Source organism: Bacillus sp. FSL R5-0397 (genome assembly GCF_038593395.1).
Taxonomy (GTDB): Bacteria; Bacillota; Bacilli; order Bacillales; family Bacillaceae; genus Bacillus; species Bacillus altitudinis.
Window position 1 is genome coordinate 2,174,850 of record NZ_CP151992.1, and the last position, 24,021, is coordinate 2,198,870.

Sequence of the window (24,021 nt, forward strand, 5' to 3'; positions counted from 1 at the left end):
AGAGCAAAAAGGGAAGAAACAACTGCGACTGCTGTAACGATTGTTACACCTAACAACAACTTTTTCATAAGATAACCTCCACTTTCTTTTGAAGTATTTGTGCATCGAATTTCTTTTCAAGAAAACGAATGGCATTTTGATAATCATTTCGTTCCTTGAAGTATTTCGATATTTGTTCAGACAAATCCTCAAGCTCCACATATAATCTATTTTTTTCTATGTAGTCTAATTTTTCAGAGAATACGTCTGCTGCTCCACTATTTTCGCACATCAAATCCAAAATTTCAAATTTTACTATATATTCATTATTTTGGATATCACAGCTATATTGAATCCCCTCTTTAATATATTCTTTCGCCTCATGATCTCCTAAATGAACTAAGGCATTTGCGAGAACATATAAAGATTGGATGAAATAATGGCTATTGTCGCGATGAATTTGAATGCTCATCCCTTTTTTGGCGTATTGCGCACTTTTTTCATAATCAGGTTTTGCGTAATAAAGAACCGCTAAATTGTGATAGCACTTCCCAATCAGCACTTCATTGTTAATGCGCTTACTTTTCTCAAGTGCCTCTTGGTACTTTTCCTCAGCTTCATCAAACTGTAGTAAATCAATACAGTTGCTCGCATGTAAAATTAAGCTGTCAATCGCCTGTGCGGTATATTCCTCATGCGCTTTAAACGTATCAATGGCTTTTTTAATATGATTAATGGAAATGAAATTTTGCTTCAGTTCGTAATAAATGGAAGCGACTTTATGATGAAAAGTTCCTACTTCAAGATCTTCATTCACACGTTTTAGCCGCTGCTCAGCAATCTTATAAAAACTAATCGCCTCATCATATTTTTTGACATAGGCAGCATATTGGCCTTTATAAAAGTAAAAATAAAAATTAATAATGTCATCTGCTTTTTCATCCAGCGTTCCGACACTTTTCATAATCTGATTGGCTTTTTCAATATTTCCAAGTAACATTTCATGTCTGCCGTCGACTAGCTGATAATAAAGAAGAACTTCTCGATCCTCATCTGTATTTTTTAGCAAATTCTGAATTTTCTCTTTATAGACAGCAGATTTTTCTAGGTCATTCTGAGAAATGACCCTCGTCCACTTGCTAATTTCGTTCGCAACCTCAGCAGAGTGGATTTTCAGCTTTCCCATAACCTCACCCTCTTCTTTTCATTATTATAGCATAGTAAAAGAATGTGAAAATTATTAAATTCGACAATGGGAATATTCAGTTCAAATGGCACAATCTCTAAGAAGCCAGTGACTTTAAAACGCCAACCAATCAGGTCAATAGAAATAGAACTTTCGATCTCATTTACTTTATTTACTAATTACATAAGACCTTTTCCTCTCATCCTTTTTCTTACGAATGAGCGTTTTCTTCTTCTATAAGCCAATTGATTAGCGTAGCTGATTACCACTATTTTATGTCCTATTCATTTCTTTCATGCTTTATTTTTCATTTTATTCTGAAAATAAAGCGACCCGTTTGTCCAATTTAAACATTAAAGATGATTTTATCAACATAACCATTTTTTAGCAATATTTTACAAAAATAAAAAAACGCCTCATTGAAGAAACGTTTTTTTATGGAAGGTGACTTAGCTTGCTCTATGCTCTAAACGCAGACGATCAGCCACCATGGCAATAAATTCGGAATTGGTCGGTTTGGCTTTTGACATGCTGACTGTGTAACCAAAGAGTGACGAAATGGAGTCAATATTCCCTCTGCTCCAAGCCACTTCAATGGCATGACGAATCGCTCGTTCTACCCTGCTGGCTGTCGTGTTAAATTTCTTTGCAATGTCTGGGTACAACACTTTTGTAATACTGCCGAGTAGTTCAATATCATTGTACACCATCGAAATGGCTTCTCTTAAGTATAAATAGCCTTTAATATGAGCTGGCACGCCAATCTCATGAATAATCGTCGTAATGCTCGCATCTAAGTTCTTACGTTTCGGTTCAGGTTTGCTGCGAAGGACACTGTTTTGGATAGATGAAGATCGATGGCTGACTTGTGTGCCGTTTCCACTGACTTGACGAATATGACCTACGAGGTTTTCCATATCGAATGGTTTCAAAATGAAATAGGATGCGCCCAAATCGACTGCTTTTTTCGTTACGTCTTCTTGTCCGAAAGCCGTCAGCATAATGACACTTGGCTGTTTGGTCATTTCATTGTTTTCACGGAGGCGTTCCAGTACAGCAAGACCGTCTAAATGAGGCATGATAATATCTAAGAGGAGAACGTCGGGCTCTTTATCTTTAAATAATGTCAGACATTCCTGACCATTATACGCCACGCCAAGTACTTCCATATCTTCCTGTCCCTCAATATACTCTGTCAAAAGGCCAACAAGTTCTCGATTGTCATCAGCTACACACACTTTAATTTTCTCCACGTTCTTTCCTCCCCAATGTCGATTCCTTAGTCTTTTGCATTTCTCTTCTGAGTGTTCAATTCGACAAAACCATGCTATCCCCTTTAAAAAAGTTTAATTTTCCGAATAATAGAGCATTATCTAGCTTTTTCTACGTTTTTCTAAATGAATCGACGATTATTGCAATTTGACAACACACTGTTTTTTATTTTGTCGAAAAATCTCTTTTTCCTTATTTTATAACATGATGGAAGAGAAAGAAAGGGTAGAAAAAAACTGCCGGAAGATTCGCGGCAGTTTTCATCAGCTTGCTTTTTTGTTTTTTTGATAAAGATCAATTCCTGCTTCTGACAGCATCCATTCAATGTGTACGCCGTATCCGCTTGTCGGGTCATTGACGAACACGTGAGTGACCGCTCCAATGACTTTGCCATTTTGGATGATCGGACTTCCGCTCATTCCTTGAACGATCCCGCCCGTTTTGCTTAATAAGCGTTCATCTGTTACTTTAAGCACCATTCCTTTTGTTGCCGGGAATTTTTGCGGTGTTGTGCTGACGATTTTAATATCAAATTTCTCTACTTTATCATGGTCCACAACCGTTAATATTTCGGCTGGACCTTCTTTTACTTCATTTGATAATGCGACGGGAAGTGGTTTGTCTGCTACATGATTTTCAAGTTTTTCGGTTAACGTACCAAATATACCGAATGGACTGTTACGTGAAATATCACCTATCGTTTTTCTTTCGGAAGAAAACCTGGCCAATTTTTCTCCAGGGTTGCCTCCTGTCCCTTTTTCAATGGATGTGACAGTTGATCTGACAATTTCACCATTGTCGACCACGATTGGTTTTTTTGTATCCATGTCAGAAATCACATGCCCAAGGGCGCCATATTTTTTAGAAGATGGTTCAAAGAAGGTCATCGTCCCGATTCCTGCTGCGGAATCACGAATATAAAGACCGATTCGATAAGTACCTTCACTTGCATCTTTCGCGGGTGTTAATGTCGTTTGAAAGGTTTTATGGTCTCTTTTTATGAGTAAATGAAGGGTTTCCCCCGTTTTTCCGGCTTTCTGAATAAATGGGGTGAGGTCATTCATCTTCTCCATTTTCTGACCATTGATCTCAATGATCATATCCCCTGATTGAATGCCTGCAGCTTCACCTGGTGATTTTTTGCCGTCTGCTGTTGTGATTTGATGAAAACCGACAACGAGAACTCCGACAGAATGGAGTTTGACGCCAATGGATTGTCCTCCAGGAATGACTTTTAATTCGGGAAGAACATCGACTTTTGTTTTCTTAATAGGAAATCCTTTAAAATCATAAACAATTTCGGCTTTTCCCGCCTTTTGTCCCGTTACTTCAAGTTGATTCTTTTTCTCTGAAAGACTAAAGGCTGGTGAAGAAGCATTGGCTGACGCTTCAATGGACGTATCAATCGAATGCTTCTCGTGTTCAAATACTGCGACAGTTGTTGGAATGCTCATATATTCCTTCACTATGCTCATAAACCCTGTACTTATTAAAGAAACAAGGAGAATCACACCAATGGCTTTTCTCATCTTTTCGGGCATTCATTTTTCACTCTCCTCGCTCCTTACCCACACCAGAACATTAATGTTTTGGCTACATCTTTACTTTTGCCTTCTTAGCGAGGATTTATAACCGACACCTTTAGAAAATGATTGGATAAATTGATAAAAGAAAAAGACGATTTCATGCGTATATACGGCGAATATGAGACAATATAAAAAAGGCAGCTGTTGTTTCAGCTACCCTGTCGTTTTGACATCATTTGCTTGGTGCAGTAATTCTTTTGCATGCTGTTTTGTGAGCTCAGTGACTTCTACACCAGCAATCATTCGGCCAATTTCACTCACTTTTTCATCATCACTGAGTGGTTTGACGTTCGTCATTGTTCTACCAGCTTTAGCGCGTTTTGAAATAAAAAGATGTGTATCAGCCATTGCTGCAACTTGCGGCAGATGGGTAATACAGAGTACTTGTGAGCCTGCTGCTACTTTATAAATTTTTTCAGCAATGGCTTGTGCGACTCTGCCGCTAACACCCGTATCCACTTCATCAAATATAATGGACGTCACTTCTTGTTTCGCTGAGAAAATACTTTTCACTGCCAGCATGACACGTGAAATTTCTCCTCCAGATGCTACTTTTGACAAAGATTTCATCGGTTCACCCGGATTTGTAGAAATGACAAATTGCGCTTGATCTATGCCATTTTTCCCAAGCTGTACGGGTTTTCCATCTAAAAGCGGGTAGTCCGTACTGCCAAAAGGTGCATATCGAATCGTAAAAGCGGTATCAAAAGAAGACTTCTCCATATATAAATCCTTCAATTCAGTTTGAATGTGCTTCGCCAGTTTTTTCGCCCATTTTTTACGGAGCTCTGACACGTTAAGCGCTTCAAGCAATGCATCCCGGCTTATCGCATCAAGTTTGTTTTTAAGTGTCTGCAAATGGCTGTCCCGATTTTGGATTTGGTCTATCTCCTCTTCAATCTTAGCCGCATATTCTAAAATTTCCTCAACGGTTGTGCCGTACTTTCGCTTCAGCTGCTTCATCTCATTTAGCCTAGACTCAATAAAATCAAGACGGGCTGGGTCAAATTCTAATTGGTCAAGCATGCTGCGCATTTGAAAAGTAGAATCTTCTAATAAATAATAGGAGTTTGACACTTGCTCAGAGAGCTTTTTCAGATCGTCGTTGATCTCAGAAACTTGCTCAAGCTCGCTTGAAGCCATTCCAACCCAATCAAGTCCTCCCTGCTCATTACGCAGAGCATTATATGCGTTTTGAAGCGAGGAAAAGATTTTTTCAAAATTGCTGATTTGATGACGTTCCTCTTGAAGCTTCTCATCTTCCCCAGGCTCTAATTGTGCCGCTTCAATCTCTTCCAGCTGAAATTGCAATAAGTCTAACCGATGAACCATTTCCTGTTCATTTTCAGACAGCTGTTTGAGTTTTTGCGCCGTCTTCATATATTGATCATACGCTTCTTGATACTGCGAGAGAGCAGGTGCAATTTCTTCTGCTCCAAATTGATCAAGCAAATGCAAATGATTTTCATCCTCCATTAACAGCTGATTATCGTGCTGGCCATGTATATCAAGCAAAAGCCGGCCAACTTCTCTTAAAAGCGAGATGGTGACAAGCTTCCCATTAATGCGGCAAATGCTTTTCCCGCTTTGATTGATATCACGGCGAAGAATCATCATTTCATCAGATGCATCAATTCCTTGTTCCTCACAAAGGGCAAATACAGGATGATCTGCTGGTACAAGAAAAAGGCCTTCCAGCTCTGCTTTTTTTTCGCCATAACGGACAAATTCGGATGATCCTCTTCCCCCTACGAGAAGTGAGACAGCGTCAATCATGATTGATTTTCCGGCACCTGTTTCCCCTGTTAGAACTGTGAGTCCTTTTTCAAACGAAACCGTTAACTCCTCAATGATTGCAAAGTTTTTAATGGTTAGTTCTGCTAACACTCATTTGACACCTCTTTTTGTAAACCTGATCTCTTTATAGAAGCTCTAAAATTTTGGACGAAACGGTATCCGTATCGTCTGGCGTGCGGCAAATGATTAAGATGGTATCATCCCCACAAATGGTTCCCATAATTTCTTCCCAATCTAAATTATCCATTAAAGCACCGATGGCTTGAGCGTTCCCAGGCATTGTTTTTAGAACGATTAAATGACTGGCAGCATCCATTTTAATAAATGCGTCCATTAAGGAACGCTTTAATTTCGATAGCGGGTTAAACCGCTGATCTGCAGGAAGGCTGTATTTATATGTTCCATTATTTGTTGGCACTTTGACTAAATGTAGTTCTTTGATATCTCTTGATACGGTCGCCTGTGTGATGTTATATCCATCCGCTTTCAAAATATCGACTAATTCGTCTTGTGTTTCGATTTCTTGGCTTGCGATAATTTCTCTAATCTTAATATGTCTTTGACCTTTGTTCATTTTGACCCCCCTAGGCGTTAGAATCTCAGTTTGTCTTTACGTTCTATGTTATATGATGCACACTTCAAAAAACAAGCATTACGTGAGAAACGGTCAATTCTGATCTTTTGACCATGTAAAAAGGAATAATAGCGAGCGATTATTCCTTTCAGCATGTAGACAAACCCTCGCATTCTTTGTCAGTCCTGCGCTCTAGTGCTCACGAATGCCAAATTCGCTCCGCGCCAGTACTCGCCCTTCCTAGGGCTGCAAAGGTTTTCTATCACGCTGAAAAGAAGACAAAGGGCTAAAATCAAGTTCATTTTAGCCCTTTGTCAACAATCTAAAAGGAATAATAGCGAGCTATTATTCCTTTTGTTTCAATAATTCATGTGTCAGCCGGCTCAGGACTGTTTTTCTTTTCTTTCAATACGGCATGGGCTTCTTTGACGACTTTTTCAAGTTCAGATACTGGAAGTGCCGTATTCTCTTCTTGATCGGGATGCAGGACCAAGTGGAGGAGAAATTCGATATTTCCATCTCCGCCTGTAATCGGTGAAAACGAAACATCCTTTACATCATAGCCTTCTTTTGCAGCAAATTGATTCATTTCTTCTAGCACACCAAGATGTACAGAAGGTTCTCGCACAATGCCTTTTTTTCCAACAAGCTCTCTGCCCGCTTCAAACTGCGGCTTCACTAGCGCAATACAGTCGCCGCCTGGGATAAGAATATGCTTTAGTGCAGGAAGAATGAGTTTGAGCGAGATAAATGATACATCAATAGATGCAACCTCTGGTAATCCTTCGGTGAAATCTGCCGGAACAGAATGGCGGAAGTTGGTGCGTTCCATGACAATCACCCGATCATCCTGTCGTAATTTCCACGCAAGCTGATTGTAACCAACATCCACAGCATAGGATTTGACTGCTCCATTTTGGAGTGCGCAATCTGTAAATCCCCCTGTTGATGAGCCGATATCAATTAAAAGCTTTCCTTCAACGGTTAAATCAAATTCTTGAAGTGCCTTTTCGAGCTTTAGCCCACCTCGGCTGACATATTTCAGCGGATTCCCCTTCACAGTCAGCGGGGTATCACGAGCGATTTTTTCTCCTGGCTTATCCAAACGGTTTTCATTTGAGTAAACGATCCCTGCCATAATGGCGCGTTTTGCTTTCTCTCTCGTTTCCATTAGTCCTTGTTCGACTAATAAAACGTCAAGTCGTTCTTTCTTCGATGTCATGATCCAATTCCTTTTCTTGGTGCTGCGGGAAGCAGGTCACGTAATGTTTCAGCAACCTGTGTTTTCGTCAGTCCAATTTCCTCAAGTAGCGCATCGACACTTCCATGCTCAATAAATTCATCTGGAATGCCCATACGTTCTACTTTTATATGAGACGCTTTTTTGTCGTGAATATATTCTAATACGCTGCTGCCAAATCCACCCTGAAGCACCGCTTCTTCTATTGTTAAAATTGGCAAACCTTCAGACAGTATCTCATTTAACATGCCTTCATCAAGAGGCTTAATGAAACGTGCATTGACAACACGGATTGATTTTCCTTCTTTTTGCAGTTCTTCTGCTGCCTGCAGCGCCATTTTAATGGTTGTACCGAATGTTAAAATGACAGCATCTTTCCCGGGACGAAGAACTTCCCAAGAACCAATTGGGATGGTTTTCAGCTGTTCATCCATTTTGACGCCTAGTCCATTTCCACGCGGGAAGCGCATGGCGATTGGACCATCATCATATTGAATGGCTGTGTTGACCATATGCTGTCCTTCATTTTCATCCTTTGGCATCATGAGAACCATATTCGGCATATGACGCATAAAAGCAATGTCAAACACACCTTGATGTGTTTCTCCATCTGCACCGACAAGACCTGCACGGTCAATTCCAATGAACACATTGAGATTTTGACGGCAAATATCATGCAACACTTGGTCATAGGCTCTTTGGAGGAACGTTGAATAAATCGCTAAAAATGGCTTCATGTCCTGTGTAGCAAGTCCGGCTGCCATTGTTGCAGCGTGCTGCTCTGCAATTCCAACATCAAACATTCGCTCAGGGAATTCTTTTGCAAATCCTTCAAGCTTTGAGCCAACGGGCATTGCAGGTGTAATCGCGACAATCCGCTCATCTTCCCGTGCAAGCTTTCTGACGGTTTCACTGACGAGACCACTCCATGACGGTGCAGCTGCTGTCGGTTTTACAAAGTCACCTGTGTCGATTTTGTATGGGCCTGTTCCGTGCCATGTGCCGATCTTATCAGATTCGGCCGGCTTATAGCCTTTTCCTTTTTTCGTGATGACATGAAGGAGAACCGGGCCTTTTGTTTTCTTTGCGTATTCAAGATTCTCAAACAAATCTTCATAGGAATGTCCATCTACTGGTCCTAAGTAAGTAAAGCCCATTTCCTCAAAGAACATACCAGAGACAAGCAAATATTTCAGACTGTCCTTGATACGTTCTGCTGTTGCAGCAAGCTTCCCGCCTACTGCTGGGATACGCTTGAATAAATATTCAAGCTCGTCCTTTACCCATTGGTATTTACCAGCTGTACGTAGTCTGCCAAGCATTGTATGGATCGCACCAACGTTTGGCGCAATACTCATTTCATTGTCGTTTAAGATCACAATCATGTCTTTTTTTTCATCCCCGATATGGTTCAGTGCTTCTAACGCCATACCGCCGGTTAGTGCACCATCGCCGATAATCGGGAGAATGTATTCATCTGTTCCTTTAATGTCACGCGCTGCCGCCATTCCCATTGCACCAGATAATGAGGTTGAACTGTGTCCAGTCTCCCAAACATCATGTTCACTTTCATTTCGTTTGGGGAAACCGCAGAGCCCTTTATATTGACGAAGTGTATCAAACTCGGCGCCTCTTCCAGTTAACAGCTTGTGAACGTAAGACTGATGTCCAACATCCCAAAGAAATTTGTCTTTCGGGCTGTCAAATACTTTGTGAAGTGCAACAGTAAGTTCAACGACACCAAGGTTTGGACCAATGTGCCCACCAGAGTTCGCTAACGACTCAATTAAAAACGTGCGAATGTCCGCACTCAGCTCCTCTAATTCTGCATTTGACATTCCTTTTAAAAACGTTGGATTTTTTATTGATAAAAGATCCAATCAGGATCAACTCGCTTTCAACAAAATTTCTATCTACATATATAATGCCTTATTCCTATGAAAACCAATTCAGGAATAAGAGTTGTCTCATCATGATAAACTGTTTACAGTTTACCACAATTGCTCGAGGACCCTCAAATCTAGGCTGTTTTTAGTGATCTCGTGAGGCAATCAGATCGCATAAATCATGCAGCAAGTTTTGCTCCAACTCAAGATTTGAGACAATTTCTTTCGCACGAGTGATATGTTCATCCAACTTTTCTTTTGCTCCTGAAAGCGTTAATAAAGAAGGATATGTCGACTTTTCATTTGCTGTATCGGAGCCGATCCGCTTTCCTATTTTCTCTTCGCTGCCTTCAAGATCTAAAATATCATCACGGATTTGAAAAGCAATGCCAATATGATAGCTGAATTCTCTCAGCTTTTCGATCTCATCATCAGATGCACCTGCCAGTATCGCACCAGCAACCACACTAAAGGTGAGTAGCTTTCCTGTTTTGCGGGCATGAATCGATTCTAATTCAGAAAGAGAGATTTGTTTCTGTTCTGCTTCCATATCATCAAATTGCCCGCCAACCATTCCGAGTGCACCTGCTGATGTAACAAGTTCATCGATGATTCGAAGCTTTTGATCAGCAGGTACATCGTCAGATAATTGCGATGTAATGAGACGGAAGCTTTCAGTGAGCAGCGCATCACCTGCAAGAACAGCTGTTGCCTCGCCGTATACTTTATGGTTGGTCGGCTTTCCTCTGCGCAGATCATCATCGTCCATACAAGGAAGATCATCATGTATCAAGGAATACGTATGAATCATTTCCACTGCACAACCTACTGGTATACCCTCTTCTTCCCTTTTTCCATACGCATTTAAAAGAGCAAGAACAAGCACAGGACGCAGTCTTTTTCCGCCAGCTTTCAGAGAATAAAGCATAGAAGATTTCAGGTCTTCTGGAATAGACAATTCCTGCACATATGTAAATAAATAGTCTTCAATTGCTTGTTTTCGTGTTGTTAAAAATTCGTTTAAGTTACTTGTCACCAGCATCTGCCTCCTTCACAGAAAAAGGAGCCAGTTCACCGTCCTCTTTTAAAATGAAATCCATTTGCTTTTCAACATGCTGTAATTTTTCATGGCAAAGTTTTGAGAGCGTCATACCCTCTTGGAAATAGTGGATAGCTTGTTCTAGCGGTACATCGCCTTCTTCGAGCTTTCCCACAATCTCTTCAAGTCCTTTCATGGCCTCTTCAAATGTCATTTGTTCTTCTTTTTGTTTATTTGATTCTGTCATGATGATTGCCCTCCTTCTCAATAACCTCACAAATCAGACGTCCATCCTTCATTGTAATCGTCAGTTGATCCTTCGTTTCTACTTGATTCACACTTTTAATGAGCTCATCTTCTTTATAAGCTAAACTATAGCCTCTTTCCATGACTTGAAGCGGATTTAATGCATTTAGTTTACCAAGAACCGATTGGAACTGCGAATGAATTGTTTTCATTTGCACATTCATGCTCCGAACGAGCTGTTCGGTTTCATTGGCATGGCGTTTTTTCGCCTGAAGCAGCTGCTCTTTTGGATGAAGCGGCTTCAGTCTATATGTTTGGCGGTCAAGTTGACTGCGTTTTTGTTCCATTTGTCTTGTCAGCTGTTTTTGAAAACGATCAAATACCATATCGAATTGTTGCTCTTTTTGCTCTTGTAATCGTTTTGGAAATCGGAAAGCATAAGAGGATTGAAGTGCCACAAGACGGTCTTTTGCTTGTGACGTTCGATTTTTTACTGCTCTTGTTAACCGAATGTCGATTGATTTGATTCGTTCAATTAAATCAGCGGTGCTTGGAACAGCTAGTTCTGCTGCTCCTGTTGGTGTGGGTGCTCTCATGTCTGCAGTGAAATCACTAATGGTAAAGTCTGTTTCGTGCCCAACGGCAGAAATGATTGGAATGTCTGATGCGAAGATCGCTCTTGCGACTGCTTCTTCATTAAAGGCCCAAAGTTCTTCAATCGATCCTCCGCCTCTCCCGACAATCAAGACATCACAAAGCTGTTTTTCATTGGCTTCTTTAATCCGTTCCACAATCGAACGCGGAGCATTTTCTCCTTGGACTAATGCCGGAAGCACAATGATCTTGGCCTGCTGATAGCGCCGATTGATCGTGGTAATGACATCTCGAACAGCTGCTCCTGTTGGGGATGTAATGACACCAACAACCTCTGGATATTCAGGAATTGTTTTTTTATAGCGCTCATCAAATAAGCCTTCACTTGCTAGTTTCTTCTTCAGCTCTTCATAGGCAAGATGAAGAGCACCAACACCATCAGGCTGCATTTCTTTTGCATATAATTGATAGCTTCCGCTCGGTTCGTAGACTTGAATTCCGCCACGTACGAACACTTTCATTCCGCTCTTTGGTGAAAAAGGTAGCTTGGACGCGGAGCGCTGGAACATAACAGCTTGCATACGTGCATTTTCGTCCTTTAAGGTGAAATAAACATGACCTCTTGAATGAATCTTCACATTTGATAACTCACCTTTGATCCAAATATCTTCTAAATGAGGGTCAACATCAAATTTTCTTTTTATGTATTTTGTAAGGGCTGTGACCGTCACAAAGGCTTTTTCACTCATGACGTATTCCTCCTCTTCAAAAACGCACATTCATCCACCGGCAGCACGCAGGTGGATGAATGGATCAAGCTTATGATAATGTACGTTTTGCTGATTTAACCGTATTGTGTGCAAGCATCGTAATTGTCATTGGACCCACTCCGCCAGGGACTGGTGTGATGTAAGAAGCTTTTTCTTTTGCTGCTTCAAAGTCAACGTCCCCTACAAGTTTCCCTGTTTCTAGACGATTGACTCCTACATCAATGACAATAGCGCCTTCTTTAATTTGGTCAGCTTTAATAAAGTTTGCTCGACCGACGGCAACAACTAAAATGTCCGCTTTTAACGTATGTTCTGAAATGTTCGCCGTTCTTGAATGACAGTAGGTGACGGTTGCATTTTCGTTTAATAGCAATTGTCCAACTGGTTTGCCGACAATATTGCTTCGTCCTACAACGACCACTTCTTTGCCAGAGAGATCCACACCTGTTTTGTTCAATAATTCAACAATACCTGCTGGTGTGCAAGGGAGGAATGTGTCTTCCCCAAGTAGCATTTTCCCGATATTCAGCGGATGAAAACCATCTACGTCTTTCTCTGGTGAAATGCGTTCAATGACGGCTTTTTCAGAAATATGTTTTGGCAGTGGAAGCTGAACAAGAATTCCGTGGAATTGATCATTCGCATTGTACTGATCAATCATCTTTAGCAATTCCTCTTCTGTTAAAGAAGCATCTAAATGATCAAGCTGGAAATGCATGCCCATGGCTTCTGCTGCTTTTTTCTTCCCGCGTACGTAAGAAAGTGAAGCCGGATCATCACCGATTAGAATAACGGCAAGACCAGGTGTGACTCCTTTTTGTTTTAGCTCTTCTACTTCTTTTGCTAATTGTTCACGCTTTTCTTTTGCTGTTTCTTTCCCATCGATGATTGTTGCTGTCATGTCGAATCCTCCTATTGCTGCTTTAGGTCGTTTTTAATGTTTGAAAGTACACCATTTACAAATTTCGGCGCCTTATCGTCACCGAACAATTTAGCCAGTTCAATGGCTTCATTCATTGAAACACTCACCGGGATATCTTCTTGATATACCATTTCGTACACAGACAGCCTTAAAATGGCTCTGTCTACGTTCGCAATACGATCAAGTTTCCAATTCACAAGATGCTGTGAAATCATGTCATCGAGCTTGTCCTTTTGTTCGAGCACACCGAAAACCAGTTCCTCGAAAAAAGGATCTGATTCTTGTTCATCCAGCGCATGTGTAATGGCCTCTTTCGGATCAATATTGCTGACATCAATTTGAAATAATGTTTGTAGCGCCTTTTCTCTTGCAGTTCTTCTTTTCATTATTTACTCCTTTAACCACTTTATCCGCTTGTCGTTAAGCCATACAGAGATCATAACATATTTTGACCGCAGTCGCACCAAGATCCATGCGAGCTGTGACGAAAAACGAATCACTCCATGCGTGACGTAATCATCATGTGGAATTTTCCCAAAAATGGGCTTTAAAAAACCAAAGAGGCAATGCCTCCTTGGTTTCACTTCAACCCTTTTTACATTTCTTGATCAACTTCAGCTTCAGCTGTTTTTGTATCAAATTGAATGCCAACGACATGAATGTTAATTTCATTAATCGTTAAGGCCGTCATGTTTAAAAGGGTTTGACGGATATTTTCTTGAACAGCAGTGGATACCTTTGGAATGGATAGGCCAAATTCAACCACACAATACACATCAATTGTGATGCCTTCATCAGAGACATCTACTTTCACACCTTTACGGTGATTTTTCTTCCCAAAGCGTTCTGCCACATCAGCAGCGAAGTTGCCGCGCATTTCCGCAATTCCTTCGACCTCTGATGCAGCGATCCCAGCAATGACTTCAATCACTTCTGGCGCAATTTGCACTTTTCCCAATTGATCTTCATCAAGGTTCATTTCAAGCAAATTGTTTTCTGACACGATCATTCACCTCCGAAAGCTGTTATTATTTCATAATTTGATACGTTTCTAAAAACTTCGTATTAAAATTACCGCTCACAAATGTTTCGTGCTCTAGTAATCTGAGGTGGAATGGAATCGTTGTGTAGACTCCTTCAATGACGAATTCTTGAAGCGCACGTTTCATTCTTGCAATTGCTTCTTCTCTCGTTTTACCATATGTGATCACTTTCGCAATCATACTATCGTAATATGGCGGAATCACATAACCAGGGTAAGCGGCAGAATCAATACGTACTCCTAAACCGCCTGGCGGAAGGTACATTTTAATTTCACCAGCAGAAGGCATGAAATTTTTCTCAGGGTTCTCTGCGTTAATACGACATTCAATCGCCCAGCCTTCGTATACGACATCCTCTTGCGTAAGGGAAAGCTTTTCACCTGAAGCTACTTTGATCTGTTCTTTGATCAAATCAACACCAGTAACCATTTCCGTTACAGGATGCTCTACTTGGATACGTGTATTCATTTCCATGAAGTAAAACTTCTCTTCATTATAATCGTAAATGAATTCAACCGTTCCGGCACCTGTGTATTCAACAGCTTCGGCTGCTTTTACGGCAGCTTCACCCATTTGCTCACGAATATCTGCATTTAGTGCAGGTGATGGCGTTTCTTCCAGAAGCTTTTGCATTCTTCTTTGGATAGAACAATCACGTTCACCTAAGTGAATGGTATTCCCATGCTGATCAGCAAGGACTTGAATTTCAACGTGTCTAAAGTCTTCAATGAATTTCTCCAAATAGACACCTGGGTTCCCGAAGTTTTGTGCTGCTTCCTGCTGCGTAATGGTGACACCGTTAATGAGCTCTTCTTCTGTGCGAGCCACACGGATACCTTTACCACCACCGCCTGCAGTTGCTTTAATAATGACAGGATACCCAATACTAGCTGCTGTTGAAACAGCATCATCAAGATCTTTTACAATTCCTTGAGAACCAGGGACAATTGGAACTCCAGCTTGCTTCATTGTTTCTCTTGCCACATCTTTCGTTCCCATTTTGGAAATTGCTGACGCAGTTGGTCCAACAAAGATGACATTACATTCCTCGCAAAGCTCTGCAAAGTCTGCATTTTCAGCAAGGAAACCATATCCTGGATGGATGGCATCTGTACCTGTTAGTTTTGCGACACTGACAATATTTGTCACATTTAAATAACTATCTTTTGAAGCAGTCGGTCCGATGCAATATGCTTCATCAGCCATTTGAACATGCAGCGCATCACGATCCGCTTCAGAAAATACCGCAACTGTTTCAATTCCAAGCTCTTTACAAGCACGGATGATTCTAACTGCGATTTCTCCTCTGTTTGCAATTAATAGCTTTTTAATCATGATCGTACTCCTTACTCTGCTTTCACTAGAAAGAGGGGTTGTCCGAATTCTACAAGCTGACCGTTTTCAGCTAATACTTCGACGATTTCGCCTTTTACTTCTGCTTCTATTTCATTAAACAGTTTCATCGCTTCAACGATACATACAACTGAGTTTTCCTTCACTTTAGAACCTGTTGTCACATATGGATCTGCTTCTGGTGAAGAAGAAGCGTAAAATGTGCCAACCATTGGGGATGTGATTTTATGCAGGTTTTCAGACGCGGCTCCCTCTTGTGCAGGGGCTTCGGTCTGAGCTGGAGCTTGTGCTTTAGGAGCTTGTTGAGCTGGAGCTGCTTGGACAGGAGCCACTGGTGCTTGTGCCGCAACTTGCTGAACGACTTCTTTATTTTTCTTTAACTTGATTTTTGCACCTTCATTTTCGTACGTAAATTCATCAATTGTTGATTCGTCAATTAATTTAATCAGTTCATGAATCTCTTCAATTTTTAACATGGATTTGCACCCCTATGTATGGATTTATCTTTTTTTATAGGCTAGTACTAAAAGTACATACTATAACCATCTTACAGGAGGATTTCGTTGAATTCAACTATTAATGTGATGAGACACCTCGCGCAAGCACCTGAAAAAGGGCGTCAACCCGCATGAAAAAACGCCCTTTTCAGAAAAGGGCGCTTGTGCATTTTTTATTGATTCGATGGCTCAAAAGTGACGGCTACGTTATCAAGCCCTCTCATTTCTTTTGTGACCAAATCAATAATATCTGCTGCTTGGGACTTTGATTTTTTATCAGAACGAACCGTGATGTTCACTTTATCTCCTTCTGCACTGACGAGCGCATCTTTATACCCTTTTGTTTTGATTAATGTCTCCAGCTGACGCTCTGTTCCTTCGGCCTCACTAAGCGCTGTCATTTGATCATAAGCTTCACTTTTTTCTTGCGCTGTTGCATCATCGCTAGACACGATTTCGTTATACTCTTCACGCTGCTTGCTGCGCTTATCTTCAAGTTCAAGTCTGTAGGTTGTGAAAAGTTCATCGTCGGTCTGCTCTGAAACAGCCTTTCCTTCTTCTCCACTTGTTTCAACATCTTCTTGTTTCGCATTGGTTTCTTTGTCAGTTGATTTCTCTTCTGCGTTCTTTTCGGTTCCTTTATCAGTCCCTTTTTCTGGCTCAGCCTTTTTCTCTTCCATTCCTTTTGATTTTGTATCTTCTACTGTCACAGCATTCTCACCTTGTGGGGACATGATATAGTACACACTTAATACGACAACTAAACTTAGCATCGTTAATAGCCAAACCGTTTGTTTTTTTAACATCATTCCGAATCCTCCTTGATTTTTTTAGGGGCAACAGCCACTCTATGGCTCGGTACATCAAGCACTCGTGTAACCGCTTCAATGATGGTTTTCTTTATTTGAACGTTGTCTACTCCTTGAGCAACAACGAGGACACCTCGAATGTCTGGCTTTTTCGTTTGGACAACAACAGGTGTTTCTTCATTGCCATTTTTAATAATGACAACCTCTTCTTCTTTTGTTTGATCCGTGACACTTCGCACGCCGCCTTCTTTGTCTGTTTCCTCGGTCGTAGTGCTTTTATTGGATTTGTTTTTTTCAAACACTTTTAAAGAAGTTGCGTCTACATTTACCACGATGGAAACATCCTCAACACCAATGATCGTTTCTAAAATCTCTTTCAGCTGATTTTCGTATTCTTGTTCAACATCCTCTATCGAGTTGTTTGACTTACCTGAAGAGGATGGTTTGAACACCGCCTGCTCTTCTGAGGATGTTTTTTTAGACGCAGGAACAGCAGCCTCTTGTTTGCTTGATGGCGGTGACAGAATTTGACTGACTAACATGAATGACACGCCGATGATGAAGACAAGCAGTAAGTAATGGTGCTTCGTTAATTTTGGTTTCCCTTCACCTTTTTCAGGTGCTTGGAACATTGATTTCAGTTTTTGTCTCCAGTCCTTGTTATTCATGATCTGCTGCGTCACCTCCCTCAATGTTGAGCGCAATGTGTTCAGGCCGTGTATTCCATACATCTGCAAGCGTCTCTTTCACCCTCGCCATCTCTTTTGCTGACGTCTCGGCGCTTTCCTCCTTTTGCCTGGAGAGATCAATGTCGACCTTTGCCACCGTTTCTACAGCATCACCTGTGAGCGGGACAAGGACTGCTTTGATGCGAAATTGATCTGCCTCCATATTTTGATCAAGGTGCTCCTCATCTGCCAACACTTCTACGTGTTTCATTTCATAGCTCTCCTTCTCCAGTGGCTCCTTTGCGCTTTTTTCTAGTTGGACAGCCATTTGCTTTAAAATATATGCACGCTGTGAAGCTTGTATTTCTTTTTTTTCTAAATTCATCTGATTTTTTATTTCTTCTGATTGCGCTTGGTCCTTCCCTTTCATGATTTCTGAGAAAATTTGGTCCGGATCTGCCCGGAATAACGCAAAGATCGGATTGAGCATCACGACAATTAACAATAAGCTGACGACCATTTTTGCATACTTCTGCATGCTTGAATTGGGAAGCAAAAGATCAATCACAATCGCAAATAAAATAAATAGGATAATACTTGTGATCCATTCTGTGAGAAAACTCAAATGGTGTCCCCTCCTTACTTCATCATCATGGTGAGGTTGCCAGCTGTGATGATAACGGTAATGCTTAAAAAGAACATAAGCGATACAACAGCTAATGCAGCAAATATATAAAGAACACTTTTTGAAATGACATCAAGGCAGCTAATAATTGGCCCGCCCCCTAAAGGCTGAAGAATCGCAGCGGCCAGTTTATAAATCAGAGCAAGCGACAGCACTTTAATCGCTGGGAAAGCCGCAATTGAAATCAAAATGGCAACGCCTACAAGGCCAACCGTATTTTTCAGCAGCACAGAGGCGCTGATAACGGTATCTGTCGCATCAGTAAACATTCTGCCAAGGACAGGGATGAAATTTCCGGTAATAAACTTGGCTGTGCGAAGAGCGATTCCATCAGTGATAGCAGCAGATGCCCCCTGTACAGAAATGACGCCGAGGAATACAGTTAAAAAAACAGCGAGCCCGCCAATGGCGACATTTCTTAACAGCTGGGCAAGCTGGGTCACTTTGTATTGTTCGGTCAATGTACTGACTATGCTCAAGATCGCTGATAAAAAGATGAGCGGAAGAACGACATATTGAATAAAAACACCGCTCGTGTTCATTAAAAACAAAATCACAGGATGAAAGAATCCGGCTGAGACAAGCCCGCCTGATGAGGCAATAAGTGCTAATAAAAGAGGAATAAGAGCAAGAATAAAACTAGTCATCGTTTGAATGGCTTCTGTTGCATAAGAGATCGCAACATGAAAACTGTTTAATGCAATAATGATAAGCACCATATAAACAAGAGCGTATGCAACTTTACTAACAGTGCTTTGTTCAAACGCATTTTGCAAAAGCTGCAAAAGCGAACAAAAGATGGTAAGTAATATAAGTGTGCCTAAGAGCTTTCCATTGGCAATCAGCTCATGAAACAGATAATGAACAAAAGCCTTCAGCCACGTTTGGGGAGACAGCTCTTTATCGCCATCGATCATTTCCTTCACAGTACCTTTTTGGCTTTCAGGCAGAAAGCCGCCATACTCGTCCAATATCGTTTCCCAAAAGTCACTGATAGAATGAAGCTCTAAGGCATCAGCCTGTCCACCCGCAACTTCTTCTGCGACCGGTTCTTCACTTGATAAAGGCACACTTTCTTCTGCACCTGCATACGGAACGATCATCCAAAAGAACATCATAAACCCCAGCACAGCTGTCACCCGTTTCATCATCATCACCTCTTTTCCATCAAGTCATGGACGGGATCATACCTAGGATCGTCTCAATGATGACCGTTAAAATCGGTACCGCCATGACCAAAATAAGAATCTTGCCGCCAAGCTCTATTTTTGAAGCGATGGCGCCTTGCCCCGCATCCTTTGTGAGCTGGGCACCAAATTCTGCAATATAGGCAATGCCAATGATTTTCAAAATGGTTTCAACGTATTTCATATTGACGCCTGCACTTGCTGCAATTTTTTCAATCATGGAGATAATGGCATAGATTTGATCGATTAAATAAAGGAAAATGACACACCCAGTAAACACAACAAGCATAAAGGCGAAGGTTGGCTTTTGTTCTTTGACGATTAATGCTAGAAAAGTAGCGATTAAACCAAGTCCAACAATTTGAATAATTTCGATTTGTAAGCCCTCCCCTATCCTTGAAATAGAAATACGGCTTTAATCTTCTTAAACAAATCATCCACAATGGTAGCAACCATAAATAAAATGTAGATAAATCCAAGCAGTGTCACCCACTGTGCGTACTCTTTTTTCCCCATTTGATCTAAAATCGTATGGAGAAAAGCCACGACGATACCCACTCCCGCAATTTGGAAAATGACGTTTACATCAACGCCCATGCTCTCGACTCCCTTCCTCTCACATCAATAACAGAATCAGTAGTAACCCACTTAGAAAACCAAGACTTCTCACCATTTTTTCATTTTTCGCTTGGGCAACTTCAGCTTCTTTCTCCTCTGATTCCAAATGGCCTAAAGCTAGCTTGATATATTTTTGCTGAGCCGTCACATCATGCTGACCAAGGGTTTCTCCAAAGTGCTTCAGCGCCTCATATTCGCCTTTTTTTAATACGGTTTTTTTCCATACATCCTCTAGACTTTCATTCCATGCATGCCTCGCAGAAAAGGTTCCGACGTTGAGTTTTTCTGCAAATTGTTCAAATAGCCGATTCACAGGCGGTCCTACTTGGGACGCAATTTGGTCAGCAGCTCTAGCTAAAGGTGTTTGACCATACATAATTTCAGCTTCAAGAGATTGGAGTGCAAACCGGAGCTGGCGGATTTGCTTTGGCCGATCACTGTACCGCTTCGCAAACTCGAATCCTCCCCATGTCGTAGCCGCAACAATGAAAATAGCACCAATAAGCTTTAACATACGTCCACTCCCCGCCTCCGCTTCAGCTCTTGTCCCTCTTGGTCAAATATCCGTCCGATCGTGCCAGGCCCTTTTTCTCTATTTAATTCCACATATCGATCAAACACACGAAGCTGCCATAACGGTTCAAATGATGGCCGTTTAGATAAGTCTTCAAGAGAATACCCATGAGCTGAGACGATAATGGTGACTCCAGCATGGATTGCTTCTAACAGTGCCTGTACATCTTCACTTTTTCCGATTTCATCGACAATGATGACTTCTGGGCTCATGGATCTGATCATCATCATTAACCCTTCAGCCTTTGGGCACGCATCAAGTACATCAATCCGGTGCCCAAAAGAATGCTGCGGCACTCCTCTTATACAACCTGCGATTTCAGAGCGTTCATCTACAATCCCTGTTTTTCTAGGAGAAATGGCTGTTGTTCCTGTACTGACAAGACGTGCTAGATCACGCAGCAATGTCGTTTTCCCGGTTTGCGGCGGACCTATAATCAGTGTGTTACACCAATGTTTTTCATATAAATAAGGGAGAAACGGCAGAGCAATTCCGATCTTCTCTTTTGCGATGCGAATATTAAATGAAGAAATATCTCTTAAACCTTTGACGAATCCATTTTCGACGATGACCTTTCCAGCAAGCCCAACCCGATGTCCGCCAGATATGGTGATATAGCCCTGTTTTAACTCTTCCTCAAGTGTGTACATACTGTAATTACTGAGCCTGCCTAATAACTGAGCCGCATCTTCACCTGTTGTATAATAGGAAAGAAAGCGGGGTTTTCCTCCTTGCATCAGCTCAATTGGGCGATCGGTGCGAATGCGGATTTCTTCTATTTGCGCCCACTCTGCTTCTTTTAACATGCTGAGTTCTTGTCCAATTGAGTGCGGGAGAATATCCAACAAACTCCGCAACGAATTCCCCTCCTTTTTTTCTTCTCTAAAATGTATGATGCATGCCGTTAATTATGCCAAGCCATTTCACTTATAAATTCCAACAAGAATAAATACGACACCAATGAAAATAAACACAAGCTTCGCATAGGATAACTGCCCTGCAATTTGGTAGATTCCAATCGTCATCGTAATAATAAAAATGAGCGGCCCGATGATCGCTAATATACTATTGATGACAACCGCTTTACGCACATCATTTGTCACTAAAATGAGGATGGCGGCCGTCAGTTCAATCGCGGCAGATAAAAACCTCATCCCTGCCATGGCAGCGACTGATGGGTGTATACCCGGGAGAAATTGTTTCATATAGAACCTCCAGCTTTTTTTACACTATATGCTTCACTAGCTAGAAGTAGTCTTGTTTTTCAAAAGGAAGAGAGATGGATGAGAGAATAGAGTAAGGGGTGTCATAACGAGGCGTCCTATTTTTCCAAATAAAAAAAGACTGTAAACACGAGGTTTACAGTCTCTCTCCGTTCATTACGCTCTTGAAACGTATGAACCGTCAGATGTATTGATCACTAGTTTATCACCTTGGTTCACAAAGAAAGGAACGTTCACGATTAAACCAGTTTCTGTTTTTGCAGGTTTTGATCCACCTGATGTCGTATCACCTTTAATACCAGGCTCTGTTTCTACTACTTCTAGTTCTACAGTGTTTGGAAGTTCTACTCCAAGTGTTTCATCACCGTACATGACGATTTGAACCGACATATTTTCAAGCAAATATTTCAGCTCATCTTTGATTTGCGCTTCGCTTAGTTCAAGTTGTTCGTATGAACTTGTATCCATGAATACATGCTGATCGCCATTTGCATATAAATACTGCATTGTTTTTGTTTCAATTTGAGCTTTCGCTACTTTTTCACCTGCACGGAATGTTTTCTCTTGAATCGCACCTGTACGCAGGTTACGCAGTTTCGAACGGACAAACGCTGCGCCTTTTCCTGGTTTTACATGTTGGAAATCCACTACACGCCAAATACCGCCGTCCACTTCAATTGTCAGGCCTGTACGAAAATCGTTTACTGAAATCATTTTGTCATCCTCCTACATTTCACCATCATAATATGATAAGTTCTTTCGGTGAGTGGGTCAATCGTTTATTGCCGTCAGCTGTCAGGACAATATCATCCTCAATTCTCACGCCGCCGACATCCGGCAAGTAAATGCCTGGTTCAACTGTCACAACCATTCCCTCTTCTAACACGACATCTGAGCGTGAGGAAAGGCCAGGTGCTTCATGTACTTCCATACCAAGACCATGTCCAGTCGAATGCCCGAAGTATTGACCGTAGCCATACTTTTCAATGATGTCTCGTGTGATGCGATCAGCTTCTTTTCCTGTTAAGCCTGGCTTGATTTTATCCACACCAGCGTTTTCTGCTTCTAATACGATATGATAAATTTCCTTTAATTTGTCGCTTGGTGTTCCTACAGCAATGGTTCTTGTCATGTCTGAACAATAGCCTTTATAATAGGCACCGAAATCCAGTGTCACCAAGTCGCCAGATTCAATCACCTTTTCGCTCGCTCTCCCGTGTGGCAGGCTTGAACGAACGCCAGAGGCAACAATCATATCGAATGAAGATCCTTCTGCCCCTTCTTTTCTCATGAAAAATTCAAGCTCGTTCATGACCGCAATTTCTGTCAGGCCCGGCTTGATGTACGTGAGAATATGATCAAAGGCATGATCTGCAATCTTCGCAGCTTCCTCTAATATCTTAATCTCTTCATTAGACTTAATCAAGCGCAACTTTTCAACTGATTCCGAGACTGGAACAAGCTCGATACCGCTTGCTTTCCCCGAGTACTGCTGGTAGGTGGCAAATGTCATATGGTTTTGTTCAAAACCAAGACGTTTCACCCCAAATTCGTTTGCCGTTTGGACAGCAGTTTCCACAATGTTTCCTTTATGTTCAATGATGTCATAGCCCTTTACTTGATCCTTGGCTTGCTCCGTGTAACGGAAATCCGTAATAAAGGCGGCTCGATCCTTTGAAACGATGGCAAGACCGGCTGATCCAGTAAAACTCGTCATATAATGTAAATTAAAGCTGCTCGTAATCACTAAACCATCTATGTCTAATTCGGCTAAAAGTTTTCTTAGTTTTTCAAGTTTCATGATACTGCTCCCCCTTCACTGACTAAATAACGAATCGCCAATTTATATCCTTCTAAACCAAGTCCAACGATTTGACCTTGGCATACTGGAGCAAGAACCGAATGATGGCGGAATTCCTCTCTCTTATGAACATTTGTGATATGTACTTCGATGACAGGTAACGTAATACTTGCAATGGCATCTCTCAGTGCATAGCTATAGTGGGTAAAAGCACCCGGGTTAAACACGACGCCATCGTACTGATCTTCTGCTTCATGAAGCGCATCAACCAGATCTCCTTCGTGATTCGATTGAAAGAACGTTAATTGAATATTTGCTCTTTCTGCAAACTGAAACAAATCCGTTTCTAAATCTGTTAATGTTTTACTTCCATAAACTCCTGGCTCTCTCTTGCCGAGCCTATTTAAGTTGGGCCCATTCAGCACTAGAAAATGAGGCATATGACCACTCCTTCACCCTAATTCACTCTATA

General features: G+C 41.4%; 27 protein-coding genes. All 27 read right to left on the reverse strand.

Annotation, left to right across the window (positions count from 1 at the left end):
- Window positions 1–64: 64 nt before the first annotated feature.
- Complete coding sequence (locus tag NSQ70_RS11045; RefSeq protein WP_019743381.1) at window positions 65–1,165, reverse strand: Rap family tetratricopeptide repeat protein; 1,101 nt, start codon at window positions 1,163–1,165, stop codon at window positions 65–67.
- A gap of 449 nt (window positions 1,166–1,614) precedes the next feature.
- On the reverse strand, window positions 1,615–2,418 hold the full coding sequence (gene spo0A, locus NSQ70_RS11050) for a sporulation transcription factor Spo0A (RefSeq protein WP_008342226.1): 804 nt from the start codon (window positions 2,416–2,418) through the stop codon (window positions 1,615–1,617).
- Window positions 2,419–2,700: 282 nt separating this feature from the next.
- Window positions 2,701–3,978, reverse strand: a complete 1,278-nt coding sequence (gene spoIVB, locus NSQ70_RS11055; protein ID WP_342502159.1) for a SpoIVB peptidase — start codon at window positions 3,976–3,978, stop codon at window positions 2,701–2,703.
- 198 nt (window positions 3,979–4,176) lie between these two features.
- Complete coding sequence (gene recN / locus NSQ70_RS11060) at window positions 4,177–5,910, reverse strand: DNA repair protein RecN (protein ID WP_342473342.1); 1,734 nt, start codon at window positions 5,908–5,910, stop codon at window positions 4,177–4,179.
- A gap of 34 nt (window positions 5,911–5,944) precedes the next feature.
- Window positions 5,945–6,394 (reverse strand): transcriptional regulator ArgR, encoded by a 450-nt coding sequence (argR, locus tag NSQ70_RS11065; RefSeq protein WP_007501163.1) that lies wholly within the window; start codon window positions 6,392–6,394, stop codon window positions 5,945–5,947.
- Between the two features lie 367 nt (window positions 6,395–6,761).
- Window positions 6,762–7,616 (reverse strand): TlyA family RNA methyltransferase, encoded by an 855-nt coding sequence (locus NSQ70_RS11070; RefSeq protein ID WP_007501164.1) that lies wholly within the window; start codon window positions 7,614–7,616, stop codon window positions 6,762–6,764.
- Window positions 7,613–9,514, reverse strand: a complete 1,902-nt coding sequence (gene dxs, locus NSQ70_RS11075; protein ID WP_007501165.1) for a 1-deoxy-D-xylulose-5-phosphate synthase — start codon at window positions 9,512–9,514, stop codon at window positions 7,613–7,615. Before dxs ends, NSQ70_RS11070 begins: the two co-directional genes overlap by 4 nt.
- 151 nt (window positions 9,515–9,665) lie before the next feature.
- Window positions 9,666–10,556, reverse strand: a complete 891-nt coding sequence (locus tag NSQ70_RS11080) for a polyprenyl synthetase family protein (protein WP_024718865.1) — start codon at window positions 10,554–10,556, stop codon at window positions 9,666–9,668.
- Window positions 10,546–10,806 (reverse strand): exodeoxyribonuclease VII small subunit, encoded by a 261-nt coding sequence (locus NSQ70_RS11085; RefSeq protein ID WP_003215880.1) that lies wholly within the window; start codon window positions 10,804–10,806, stop codon window positions 10,546–10,548. The genes NSQ70_RS11080 and NSQ70_RS11085 overlap by 11 nt, the downstream gene beginning before the upstream one ends.
- The gene (gene xseA, locus NSQ70_RS11090; RefSeq protein WP_024718864.1) at window positions 10,790–12,148 is read right to left on the reverse strand and encodes an exodeoxyribonuclease VII large subunit; all 1,359 of its coding nucleotides are present in this window, start codon (window positions 12,146–12,148) and stop codon (window positions 10,790–10,792) included. The genes NSQ70_RS11085 and xseA overlap by 17 nt, the downstream gene beginning before the upstream one ends.
- A gap of 70 nt (window positions 12,149–12,218) precedes the next feature.
- The gene (gene folD / locus NSQ70_RS11095) at window positions 12,219–13,070 is read right to left on the reverse strand and encodes a bifunctional methylenetetrahydrofolate dehydrogenase/methenyltetrahydrofolate cyclohydrolase FolD (protein WP_007501171.1); all 852 of its coding nucleotides are present in this window, start codon (window positions 13,068–13,070) and stop codon (window positions 12,219–12,221) included.
- Window positions 13,071–13,081: 11 nt separating this feature from the next.
- Complete coding sequence (gene nusB, locus NSQ70_RS11100) at window positions 13,082–13,477, reverse strand: transcription antitermination factor NusB (protein WP_012010530.1); 396 nt, start codon at window positions 13,475–13,477, stop codon at window positions 13,082–13,084.
- Between the two features lie 209 nt (window positions 13,478–13,686).
- Window positions 13,687–14,094 carry an Asp23/Gls24 family envelope stress response protein gene (locus tag NSQ70_RS11105; RefSeq protein ID WP_017357965.1) on the reverse strand — a complete coding sequence of 136 codons (408 nt, stop codon included), beginning with the start codon at window positions 14,092–14,094 and terminating at the stop codon, window positions 13,687–13,689.
- Between the two features lie 25 nt (window positions 14,095–14,119).
- Window positions 14,120–15,469 carry an acetyl-CoA carboxylase biotin carboxylase subunit gene (gene accC, locus NSQ70_RS11110; RefSeq protein WP_024718863.1) on the reverse strand — a complete coding sequence of 450 codons (1,350 nt, stop codon included), beginning with the start codon at window positions 15,467–15,469 and terminating at the stop codon, window positions 14,120–14,122.
- An 11-nt stretch (window positions 15,470–15,480) separates the two neighbouring features.
- Window positions 15,481–15,963, reverse strand: a complete 483-nt coding sequence (gene accB / locus NSQ70_RS11115) for an acetyl-CoA carboxylase biotin carboxyl carrier protein (RefSeq protein ID WP_024718862.1) — start codon at window positions 15,961–15,963, stop codon at window positions 15,481–15,483.
- Window positions 15,964–16,157: 194 nt separating this feature from the next.
- A complete protein-coding gene (locus NSQ70_RS11120) occupies window positions 16,158–16,790 on the reverse strand; it encodes a SpoIIIAH-like family protein (protein ID WP_024718861.1) in 633 nt (210 codons plus the stop codon).
- The gene (spoIIIAG, locus tag NSQ70_RS11125; protein ID WP_008342214.1) at window positions 16,790–17,461 is read right to left on the reverse strand and encodes a stage III sporulation protein AG; all 672 of its coding nucleotides are present in this window, start codon (window positions 17,459–17,461) and stop codon (window positions 16,790–16,792) included. The genes NSQ70_RS11120 and spoIIIAG overlap by 1 nt, the downstream gene beginning before the upstream one ends.
- A complete protein-coding gene (spoIIIAF, locus tag NSQ70_RS11130; RefSeq protein ID WP_024718859.1) occupies window positions 17,454–18,086 on the reverse strand; it encodes a stage III sporulation protein AF in 633 nt (210 codons plus the stop codon). Before spoIIIAF ends, spoIIIAG begins: the two co-directional genes overlap by 8 nt.
- Window positions 18,087–18,100: 14 nt before the next feature.
- Window positions 18,101–19,294, reverse strand: a complete 1,194-nt coding sequence (spoIIIAE, locus tag NSQ70_RS11135; protein WP_017357967.1) for a stage III sporulation protein AE — start codon at window positions 19,292–19,294, stop codon at window positions 18,101–18,103.
- 19 nt (window positions 19,295–19,313) lie between these two features.
- Entirely contained in the window at window positions 19,314–19,727 is a 414-nt protein-coding gene (gene spoIIIAD / locus NSQ70_RS11140; RefSeq protein WP_087978339.1) for a stage III sporulation protein AD, read from the reverse strand.
- Window positions 19,724–19,930 (reverse strand): stage III sporulation protein AC, encoded by a 207-nt coding sequence (spoIIIAC, locus tag NSQ70_RS11145; protein WP_003153142.1) that lies wholly within the window; start codon window positions 19,928–19,930, stop codon window positions 19,724–19,726. The genes spoIIIAD and spoIIIAC overlap by 4 nt, the downstream gene beginning before the upstream one ends.
- A gap of 19 nt (window positions 19,931–19,949) precedes the next feature.
- Window positions 19,950–20,465 (reverse strand): stage III sporulation protein SpoIIIAB, encoded by a 516-nt coding sequence (gene spoIIIAB / locus NSQ70_RS11150; protein WP_007501189.1) that lies wholly within the window; start codon window positions 20,463–20,465, stop codon window positions 19,950–19,952.
- The gene (gene spoIIIAA / locus NSQ70_RS11155) at window positions 20,459–21,382 is read right to left on the reverse strand and encodes a stage III sporulation protein AA (RefSeq protein WP_024718857.1); all 924 of its coding nucleotides are present in this window, start codon (window positions 21,380–21,382) and stop codon (window positions 20,459–20,461) included. Before spoIIIAA ends, spoIIIAB begins: the two co-directional genes overlap by 7 nt.
- Before the next feature lie 66 nt (window positions 21,383–21,448).
- Complete coding sequence (locus NSQ70_RS11160; RefSeq protein WP_017367580.1) at window positions 21,449–21,730, reverse strand: YqhV family protein; 282 nt, start codon at window positions 21,728–21,730, stop codon at window positions 21,449–21,451.
- Window positions 21,731–21,904: 174 nt separating this feature from the next.
- Entirely contained in the window at window positions 21,905–22,462 is a 558-nt protein-coding gene (gene efp / locus NSQ70_RS11165) for an elongation factor P (protein WP_007501192.1), read from the reverse strand.
- Window positions 22,463–22,487: 25 nt separating this feature from the next.
- Window positions 22,488–23,549 (reverse strand): Xaa-Pro peptidase family protein, encoded by a 1,062-nt coding sequence (locus tag NSQ70_RS11170; RefSeq protein WP_007501193.1) that lies wholly within the window; start codon window positions 23,547–23,549, stop codon window positions 22,488–22,490.
- Window positions 23,546–23,989 carry a type II 3-dehydroquinate dehydratase gene (aroQ, locus tag NSQ70_RS11175; RefSeq protein ID WP_007501195.1) on the reverse strand — a complete coding sequence of 148 codons (444 nt, stop codon included), beginning with the start codon at window positions 23,987–23,989 and terminating at the stop codon, window positions 23,546–23,548. Before aroQ ends, NSQ70_RS11170 begins: the two co-directional genes overlap by 4 nt.
- Between the last annotated feature and the right edge of the window lie 32 nt (window positions 23,990–24,021).

Excerpts from the sequence above, each read along its gene's own strand:
- folD (WP_007501171.1), bottom strand. The coding sequence starts at position 13,070 with ATGACAGCAACAATCATCGATGGGAAAGAAACAGCAAAAGAAAAGCGT.
- efp (WP_007501192.1), bottom strand. The coding sequence starts at position 22,462 with ATGATTTCAGTAAACGATTTTCGTACAGGCCTGACAATTGAAGTGGAC.
- NSQ70_RS11160 (WP_017367580.1), bottom strand. The coding sequence starts at position 21,730 with ATGAAACAATTTCTCCCGGGTATACACCCATCAGTCGCTGCCATGGCA.
- nusB (WP_012010530.1), bottom strand. The coding sequence starts at position 13,477 with ATGAAAAGAAGAACTGCAAGAGAAAAGGCGCTACAAACATTATTTCAA.
- argR (WP_007501163.1), bottom strand. The coding sequence starts at position 6,394 with ATGAACAAAGGTCAAAGACATATTAAGATTAGAGAAATTATCGCAAGC.
- aroQ (WP_007501195.1), bottom strand. The coding sequence starts at position 23,989 with ATGCCTCATTTTCTAGTGCTGAATGGGCCCAACTTAAATAGGCTCGGC.
- NSQ70_RS11045 (WP_019743381.1), bottom strand. The coding sequence starts at position 1,165 with ATGGGAAAGCTGAAAATCCACTCTGCTGAGGTTGCGAACGAAATTAGC.
- accB (WP_024718862.1), bottom strand. The coding sequence starts at position 15,963 with ATGTTAAAAATTGAAGAGATTCATGAACTGATTAAATTAATTGACGAA.
- spoIIIAE (WP_017357967.1), bottom strand. The coding sequence starts at position 19,294 with ATGAAACGGGTGACAGCTGTGCTGGGGTTTATGATGTTCTTTTGGATG.
- NSQ70_RS11070 (WP_007501164.1), bottom strand. The coding sequence starts at position 7,616 with ATGACATCGAAGAAAGAACGACTTGACGTTTTATTAGTCGAACAAGGA.
- spoIIIAG (WP_008342214.1), bottom strand. The coding sequence starts at position 17,461 with ATGAATAACAAGGACTGGAGACAAAAACTGAAATCAATGTTCCAAGCA.
- NSQ70_RS11170 (WP_007501193.1), bottom strand. The coding sequence starts at position 23,549 with ATGAAACTTGAAAAACTAAGAAAACTTTTAGCCGAATTAGACATAGAT.
- spoIVB (WP_342502159.1), bottom strand. The coding sequence starts at position 3,978 with ATGCCCGAAAAGATGAGAAAAGCCATTGGTGTGATTCTCCTTGTTTCT.
- xseA (WP_024718864.1), bottom strand. The coding sequence starts at position 12,148 with ATGAGTGAAAAAGCCTTTGTGACGGTCACAGCCCTTACAAAATACATA.
- spoIIIAC (WP_003153142.1), bottom strand. The coding sequence starts at position 19,930 with ATGGGCGTTGATGTAAACGTCATTTTCCAAATTGCGGGAGTGGGTATC.
- accC (WP_024718863.1), bottom strand. The coding sequence starts at position 15,469 with ATGATTAAAAAGCTATTAATTGCAAACAGAGGAGAAATCGCAGTTAGA.
- NSQ70_RS11120 (WP_024718861.1), bottom strand. The coding sequence starts at position 16,790 with ATGTTAAAAAAACAAACGGTTTGGCTATTAACGATGCTAAGTTTAGTT.
- NSQ70_RS11085 (WP_003215880.1), bottom strand. The coding sequence starts at position 10,806 with ATGACAGAATCAAATAAACAAAAAGAAGAACAAATGACATTTGAAGAG.
- spoIIIAB (WP_007501189.1), bottom strand. The coding sequence starts at position 20,465 with ATGTTAAAGCTTATTGGTGCTATTTTCATTGTTGCGGCTACGACATGG.